The organism is Roseisolibacter sp. H3M3-2 (assembly GCF_029211165.1).
Taxonomy (GTDB): Bacteria; Gemmatimonadota; Gemmatimonadetes; order Gemmatimonadales; family Gemmatimonadaceae; genus Roseisolibacter.
In genome coordinates this window covers 1-6,971 of sequence record NZ_JARGEK010000267.1, presented here as the reverse complement: position 1 = coordinate 6,971, position 6,971 = coordinate 1, and the positions used below count along the sequence as shown (strand labels likewise).

The window sequence follows — 6,971 nt, the reverse complement described above, 5'->3', positions numbered from 1 at the left end:
GCCGTGGTGGCGGCCGACGCCACGCCGGCGGCGGCCGCGCGCGCGCTGGCGCGCCTCCCCGCCGACGCCGGGGTGCAGCCGGGGGCGCGCGCGACCGTGACGCCGGCCGGGCAGCTGCTCGAGGCGGCGGCGGACGAGGCGGGGGCGTTCCGCTTCTGCCACCTCCCGGCCGGGGCGCGGGCGGCGCTGGTCGTGGTGCACGAGGGGCGGGCGGCGGAACCGGTGGAGGTCGCCCTCCCCGCCGCCGGCACCGTGCTGCAGGTCCTGGCCCCGCCGGCGCCCTGAGCCGCGGCCGGGCCCGCAGCCGGGCCTGCAGCCGGGCACGCCCCGCAGCGCTGCCGCGTTGCGCCGCGTAGCCCCACGATGCCAGTTACGGCGTCCGCCCCGATCCTCGGATCGTCCCGGCGGACGTCGCGTACCGCCCGTCCCACCCTGGCCCCGCCGCCCCATGTCCCGCCCCGCCCGTCCGCTCGCCGCGGGGGCCGCGCTCGCGTCGGCCCTGGTCGCCGCCCCCGCCGCCGCCCAGCTGGCGTACCAGCAGCCGCCGCAGCCCATCGCCCAGGCGCTCGACGCCGAGCCGCTCCCCGCGGTCTCCGTGAGCCCCGACCGGAAGTGGCTCCTCCACCTGCGCCGGCGCGGCCTCCCCGGCATCGACGAGGTGGGGGCGCCCGAGCTGCGGCTGGCCGGGCTCCGCCTCAACCCGCGCACCAACGGCGGGTCGCGCGACGTCTCGTACACGGGGCTCGCGCTCCAGGCGCTCGACGGCACCGCCACCCGCGCCATCACCGTCCCCGCGGGGGCCGGTCGCATCGGGCAGCCGATGTGGGCCCCCGACGGGAAGCGCATCGCCTTCACCGTGACCGGCCCCGCGTCGATCACCCTCTGGGCGGCCGACGTCCCGGCGGGGGTGGCCGGCGCCCCGGTGAGCGCGCGCCGCCTCTCGTCGCTGGCGCTCAACGCGACCACCGGCGCCCCCTGCGCGTGGGTCGGCAGCGCGCGCCTCGCCTGCCTCACCATCCCCGCCGGCCGCGGCGCGCCCCCGGTGGCGTCGGCCACCCCGACGGGGCCGATCTCGCAGGAGTCCGAGGGGAAGGCCGCCCCCAACCCGACGTTCCAGGACCTGCTCAAGAGCCCCGCGGACGAGGCGCTCATGGAGCACTACCTGACGTCGCAGGTCGCGCTCATCGGGCTCGACGGGCAGGCGACGCGCCTCGGCCAGCCGGCGCTGCGCACGCGCGTCGCGCCGTCGCCCGACGGCAGCTGGCTGCTGGTCGAGACGACGCACCGCCCGTACTCGTACCTCGTCACGCTCAACTCCTTCCCGAGCCTCGCCGAGGTGTGGGACCTGTCGGGCAAGGTCGTGCGCAAGCTCGACGACTCGCCGCTCGACGAGCAGGCGTCGCGCCGCTTCGACCAGGTGCCGGTCGGGCCGCGCAACCTGTCGTGGCGCGCCGACGCGCCGGCGACGCTGGCGTGGGTCGAGGCGCTCGACGGCGGCGACCCGGCCAAGCCGGCGGCCAAGCGCGACGCGGTGAAGTCGCTGGCCGCGCCGTTCGCCGGGCAGCCGGTGGAGCACGCGCAGCTCGAGTGGCGCGGCGGCGGCGTGACGTGGGCGCGCAACGACCTCGCGTTCGTCACCGAGAACTGGCGCCGCACGCGCCGCACGCGCACCTGGGCGATCGACCCGTCGAACCCGTCGGCCGCGCCGCGCAAGGTGTTCGACCGCTCCTCCGAGGACCGCTACGGCGACCCGGGGCGCTTCGAGCTCGCGCCCAACAGGTACGGCCGCCCCGCGCTGCTCACCACCAGCGACGGCAAGTACGCCTTCCTCGGCGGGCAGGGCGCGTCGCCCGAGGGCGACCGCCCGTTCCTCGACCGCTACGACCTCGCGACCGGCAAGACCGAGCGCGTCTTCCGCTCCGAGGCGCCGTACTACGAGGAGCCGGTCGCGGTGCTCGACCCCGACGGCGGCACGGTGCTGACGCGCCGCGAGGGGACGAAGGAGGTCCCGAACTACTGGGCGCGCGAGACGGTCAAGCGCAGCGCGCCGCGCCAGCTCACCGCGTTCAAGGACCCGGCGCCGCAGTACGCCGGCGTCACGTCGCAGCTGGTGACGTACAAGCGCCCCGACGGCGTCGAGCTGTCGGCGACGGTGTACCTGCCGGCCGGCTACGACAAGGCGAAGGACGGCCCGCTCCCGTTCTTCCTCTGGGCCTACCCGCTGGAGTACGGCTCGGCGGAGGCGGCGTCGCAGGTCGTCGGCTCGCCCTACCGCTTCACGCGGCCGTCGGGCGCCAGCCACCTCTTCCTGCTGTCGCAGGGCTACGGCGTGATGGACAACCCCACCATGCCGATCGTCGCCAAGCCGGGGAAGGAGTCGAACGACACCTACGTCGAGCAGCTCGTGACGAGCGCGCAGGCCGCGGTCGACAAGATCGTGGAGATGGGCGTCGCGGACCGCGACCGCGTCGGCGTCGGCGGGCACTCGTACGGCGCCTTCATGACGGCGAACCTCCTCTCGCACACCAACATCTTCAAGGCGGGCATCGCGCGCAGCGGCGCCTACAACCGCACGCTGACGCCGTTCGGCTTCCAGGGCGAGGAGCGCGACTACTGGAAGGCGCAGCAGCTCTACACCGAGATGTCGCCGTTCACGTACGCCAACCGCGTGAAGACGCCGATCCTGCTGATCCACGGCATGGCCGACGACAACACGGGCACCTTCCCGGTGCAGAGCGAGCGGTACTACGCGGCGCTCAAGGGGAACGGCGTGAAGGCGCGCTACGTCCAGCTCCCGGCCGAGGCGCACGGGTACCGCGCGCGCGAGAGCATCGGGCACACGCTGTACGAGATGGTGACGTGGCTCGACCGGTACGTGAAGCCGAAGCAGGAGAAGGCGACCGCCATGGAGTGATCGCGGGCGGCACGGCTCCGTGAACGCTGCGGGCGGCGGGCGGCGGGTTTCGAATCCGCAGCCCGCCGCCCGCAGCGTTTTCGTTCACGGCTGCTTCGGCGGCGGCACCGGCGGGGGGTTCTGCCCCTTGCTCGTGTCGAGCGGCGTGACCGCGGGGTTCCCCGAGTCGCCGGCGACGCCGCGCTGGCCGGTGCGGTCCTGCAGCCCCTGCGTGCTGTCGCCCATCGCGGGGTTGGGGCTCAGCGTCTGCTGCGTGGCCGGGGCGGCGGCGCCCGTGTCGCCGTCGTTGGCGAACTCGGGGCGGTTCTCCTGCCCGCCGCCGCACGCGGCGAGCAGCGTCAGGACGATGGCGGCGCGCTTCATCACGACCGCCCCCCGCGCGCGGCGTTAGACTGCACCAGCGCCTGCACCCGGCGCGCCTCCGCGAGGTGGCGCTCGACGTCGCCCTGCGCGCGGCGCACGCGGTCGACCAGCGTCGCGTCGCCGGCCGCCGTCTCGGCGCGCTCGAGGGCCTGCAGCGCCCCTTCGTGCGCCTGCACCTGCGCGGTCATGTACGCGCGGTCGAACGCCGGCCCCGCGTCCAGCGACTGCAGCTGCTGCATCGTCTTCCGGTGCGCGTCCGTCAGCGGGACGATCAGGTCGTTGGCGCTGTTCGTCCCCGCCGCCTCGATGCCGCGGTCGAGCGCCGGCTGGCGGTGCGCGGCGAGCATCGCCTGCGCGTAGCGCCGCACCTCGGCGTGCTGCGCCTTGGTCGCGGCGACCGTGCTGGCCTCCGTCTCGCCCGCGTTGATCGCGTCGAGCAGCGAGCGCACGGCCGCGTCGCTCGGGTCGCCGCTCTGCACCGCGCCCGAGCCCGGCGTGCCGATGGCGCCGCCGGCGTTGCCGACCGCCGCCGTGCTGCTCCCCGCGGTGCCCGGCAGGAACGCCGTGTCCGGCACGCTCGCCGTGGCGCCCGGGACGGCGACCTCGCCGCCGCTCGCGCCGCTGCGCGCCGGCGCCGACCCGCGCACGTCGTCGCCGCCGCCGCAGCCGGTGATCCCCATCGCGGCCAGCGCGGTCAGCGCCGCCGCCGCGAGCGCGAGCAGGTCGCGCGTGGCCGTGCGCGGCGCGGGGGCGACGCGCGCCCGCGCGGCGCGACAGGCAGTCCGTTCGTACGCTCTATGGTGCATCTGTCTCCCTCCGTGGCGTTCCGTCGTCGGGCGGCGGCCGTGGCGCCGCGGGGCCGTTGCAGTGCGGGGCGCATGCCAGCGCGCCCGCCGGCCGCGGGGGCCGACGGGCGCGGGCGCGCGCGGGCGTGATCCGCGCCGCGCGCGGCGTGCGATCTCAGCCGCCCGTCGTCGCCGTGCCGGCCCCGCCCAGCCGCTGCTGGAGGCGCTGCCCCTCCTCGAGGTGCGCCTGGACCTTCGGGATCGCGCCCTGGATCAGCGTGCGCAGCTCCGCGTTGCCGGTGTTCTGCAGCGCCTGCAGCTCGGTCAGCGTCTGCTGGTGCGCCTGCACCTGCCCGTCCATGTACTGCCGGTCGAACGCCTGGCCCTTGCCGAGCCCCTTGAGCTGCGCGGCCATCTGGTTGGCCATGTCGGTCTTCTCTCGCGCGCGCGCCGGCGTCCCGGGCGTCACGTTGAGCTTCGTCGCGAGCTGGTCGGCCTGCTTCTGCATCGCCTGGTGCTCCTGCACCATCTTGCGCGCGTACGCCTTCACGTCGGCGTCGGTCGCCATCGTGATCGCCACGTCGCTGGTCGCGATCTCGCCGGCGTTCGACGCGCCGACGACCGCCATCACGTCGGGCTCGCTCATCGTGGCCAGGTCGCCCGTCGCGCCGCCGGCGCCGGCCATCGCGGCCGAGTCGCCGGCCGCGCCCATCGCGCCCGCCGTCCCGCCCGGCGCGACCTCGCCCGCCGCCGTCCCGCTCGTGCTCGCGTCGTCGGCGGCGTCGTTGCCCCCGCCGCATGCGCCGAGCGCGAGCGTCGCGCCGAGCAACGCGCCCGCGCCCCACTTCCCGATATGCCGCATCTGTAACCTCGCTGCCGTGTCGCGTGAGTCTGGTCGTGTCACGCCGGCGCCGCGCGCCAGCGAGGCGGAGGCGGGCAAAGCGCATGCTACGCGACGCAACCGCGCGGCGGATCCCGCGGGCGGCACGTCTGGCCACACAGTCAGCGACGACCGCGACGCGGCCGGAACGCGCGGCGCCGGAGCGGAACCGGAGTGCCTAGGATGCGTACCACGTGATGCGCGTCACACGACGCCTCCGCCCCGCGGACGGCCGCCGAGCGTCGCGCGCCTCCTCCTCGTGCCCACGCCGCCATGACCCATTCCGCCCTGCTCGCCCGACGGCTCCTGCGCCGCGCCCGCGCGTCCTGGCTGTGCGCCGCGGCGGCGGCCGTGGTCGCCACGCCGTGGGTGCTGCGCAGCGGCGTCGGCGTGCTCGCGTCGATCGAGACGACGGGGCCGGGCGCGGCCGTGGCGGCGGCGTACGACGAGGCCGCGACGCGCGCCGACCTGCTGCAGCTCGCGTCCAACGACGGCGCGGCGGGCCGCCACCTCGGCTTCGACACGAGCGTGTACCCGGGCGACCGCACGATGCGCACGTGGAAGGACGCGGGCGTGTACGAGTGGGTGGGCTACTACCTCCCCGCCCCGTGCCACCGCGACCCGTCGTGGAGCGGCAAGCGCGCGACGCTGACGGCGATGGGGTGGGGGCTCGCGGTCGTGTACGTCGGCCAGCAGACGTGGGACCGCGTGCCCAAGCCGGCCTCGCCCGCGGCGCGCCTCGCCGAGCGCGCGGGCAAGCGTTGCGACACGCACTTCGTGAGCGGCCCGCGCGGCGTGACCGAGGCCGCCGACGCGATCTCGCGCACCATCGCCGAGGGGTTCGCGCGCGGGACGGTGGTCTACCTCGACATCGAGCGGATGGAGCGCATGCCGCAGGCGATGCGCGACTACTACCGCGCCTGGACGCGCGCGCTGCTCGCCGACGGCCGCTACGTGCCGGGCGTGTACGTGCACGCGCACAACGCCGACGCGGTGTACCGCGACCTGGTGGCCGAGTACCGCGCGGCCGGCGTCGACGCCGAGCCGCCGATGTGGGTGGCGAGCGGGCGCGGCTTCCACCGCGGCGCCTCGCCGACCGACGTGGGGCACGCCTTCGCGGGCGTGTGGCAGGGGGTGCTGGACGTGGTCGAGCACCACGGCGGCGTCTCGCTCCCGATCGACGTGAACGTCGCCTCGGTGCCGTCGCCGTCGGACCAGTACGCGAGCCTGTACGCGCAGACGGAGACGGTGGCCGCCGACTGACGACCCTCCGGGGGGCGGACGCTGCGGGCTGCGGGCGGCGGATCTCGAATCCGCAGCCCGCAGCCCGCAGTCCGCTAGGCGTCCTTCCCCTGCCCCGGCACGTTGAACGCCTCCACGCGCCGCGCGGCGTTGCTCTGGCTGCCGAGCGACTGGGCGCCGAGCTCGAGGCCGGCCTCCCCCTCCTCGCGCATCGCGCGCTCGTCGTCGCGCTCGGGGGCGCCGGCGAGGCCGAGGGCGGCGTCCTCGTTGTGGACGGCGTGCCCGGCGGTGGGGCCGGCGGCCTTCCCGGCCTCGTCGGGGCCGGTGCTGCGGTCGGGATCGCGCTTGGTCATCGGTCGCTCCTGGTGTGGGGGCCGCCGACGGGTGCACGCCCCGGGCCTCGCGGCGCCGGGCGCGGGGTGCGACCGTAGGCGCATGCCCGCCCTGCACTACCGCGAGTTCGCCCCCGCGCCCGCGCTCGCCGACGACGCGCTCAGCCACTGGTGGTTCGAGGCCGACCTCCCGCCCGACGGCGGGCACGACCACCACGTCTGGCCGGACGGGTGCGTGTCGGTCGGCGTGCAGACCCGCGCGGGGGCGCCCCCGCTGGCCGTCCTCGCCGGCCCGGCGCTGGCGGCGCCGCGGGTGCGGCTCGAGGGCGCGGTACGCTTCCGCGGGGTGCGGCTGTGGCCGGACCGCGGCGCCGCCCTGCTCGGCGTGCCCGCGTCGCGCCTGCGCGGGCTGCGCCTGCCGCTCGCCCTCGTGCTCGGCGAGGCGGAGGGGGACG

7 protein-coding genes and 1 pseudogene are annotated in these 6,971 nt (G+C 76.6%); 4 read left to right on the top strand and 4 right to left on the bottom strand.

Annotated features, from left to right (window positions below; all coding sequences use genetic code 11):
• Both PYV61_RS18365 and PYV61_RS18360 read left to right on the top strand, forming a co-directional pair.
• Window positions 1–285: pseudogene (locus tag PYV61_RS18365) on the top strand (hypothetical protein); the annotation flags it as partial.
• 163 nt (window positions 286–448) lie between these two features.
• Window positions 449–2,914, top strand: a complete 2,466-nt coding sequence (locus PYV61_RS18360) for a prolyl oligopeptidase family serine peptidase (RefSeq protein WP_275834294.1) — start codon at window positions 449–451, stop codon at window positions 2,912–2,914.
• Between the two features lie 84 nt (window positions 2,915–2,998).
• On the opposite strand, the gene PYV61_RS18355 is transcribed toward PYV61_RS18360, so the two are convergent.
• From PYV61_RS18355 to PYV61_RS18345, 3 genes are all read right to left on the bottom strand, one after another.
• A complete protein-coding gene (locus tag PYV61_RS18355) occupies window positions 2,999–3,277 on the bottom strand; it encodes a hypothetical protein (RefSeq protein ID WP_275834292.1) in 279 nt (92 codons plus the stop codon).
• Window positions 3,277–4,083 carry a DUF4142 domain-containing protein gene (locus PYV61_RS18350; protein ID WP_275834290.1) on the bottom strand — a complete coding sequence of 269 codons (807 nt, stop codon included), beginning with the start codon at window positions 4,081–4,083 and terminating at the stop codon, window positions 3,277–3,279. Before PYV61_RS18350 ends, PYV61_RS18355 begins: the two co-directional genes overlap by 1 nt.
• A 154-nt stretch (window positions 4,084–4,237) precedes the next feature.
• Complete coding sequence (locus PYV61_RS18345; RefSeq protein WP_275834288.1) at window positions 4,238–4,924, bottom strand: DUF4142 domain-containing protein; 687 nt, start codon at window positions 4,922–4,924, stop codon at window positions 4,238–4,240.
• Between the two features lie 291 nt (window positions 4,925–5,215).
• Here PYV61_RS18345 and PYV61_RS18340 point away from each other — a divergent pair, with 291 nt between their 5' ends.
• Window positions 5,216–6,205, top strand: coding sequence for a glycoside hydrolase domain-containing protein (locus PYV61_RS18340; RefSeq protein ID WP_275834286.1), 990 nt, complete (start codon window positions 5,216–5,218; stop codon window positions 6,203–6,205).
• Between the two features lie 74 nt (window positions 6,206–6,279).
• On the opposite strand, the gene PYV61_RS18335 is transcribed toward PYV61_RS18340, so the two are convergent.
• Window positions 6,280–6,537, bottom strand: a complete 258-nt coding sequence (locus tag PYV61_RS18335) for a hypothetical protein (RefSeq protein ID WP_275834284.1) — start codon at window positions 6,535–6,537, stop codon at window positions 6,280–6,282.
• A gap of 82 nt (window positions 6,538–6,619) precedes the next feature.
• Here PYV61_RS18335 and PYV61_RS18330 point away from each other — a divergent pair.
• On the top strand, window positions 6,620–6,971 hold a 352-nt coding region (locus PYV61_RS18330; RefSeq protein WP_275834282.1), incomplete at its 3' end, for a DUF6597 domain-containing transcriptional factor.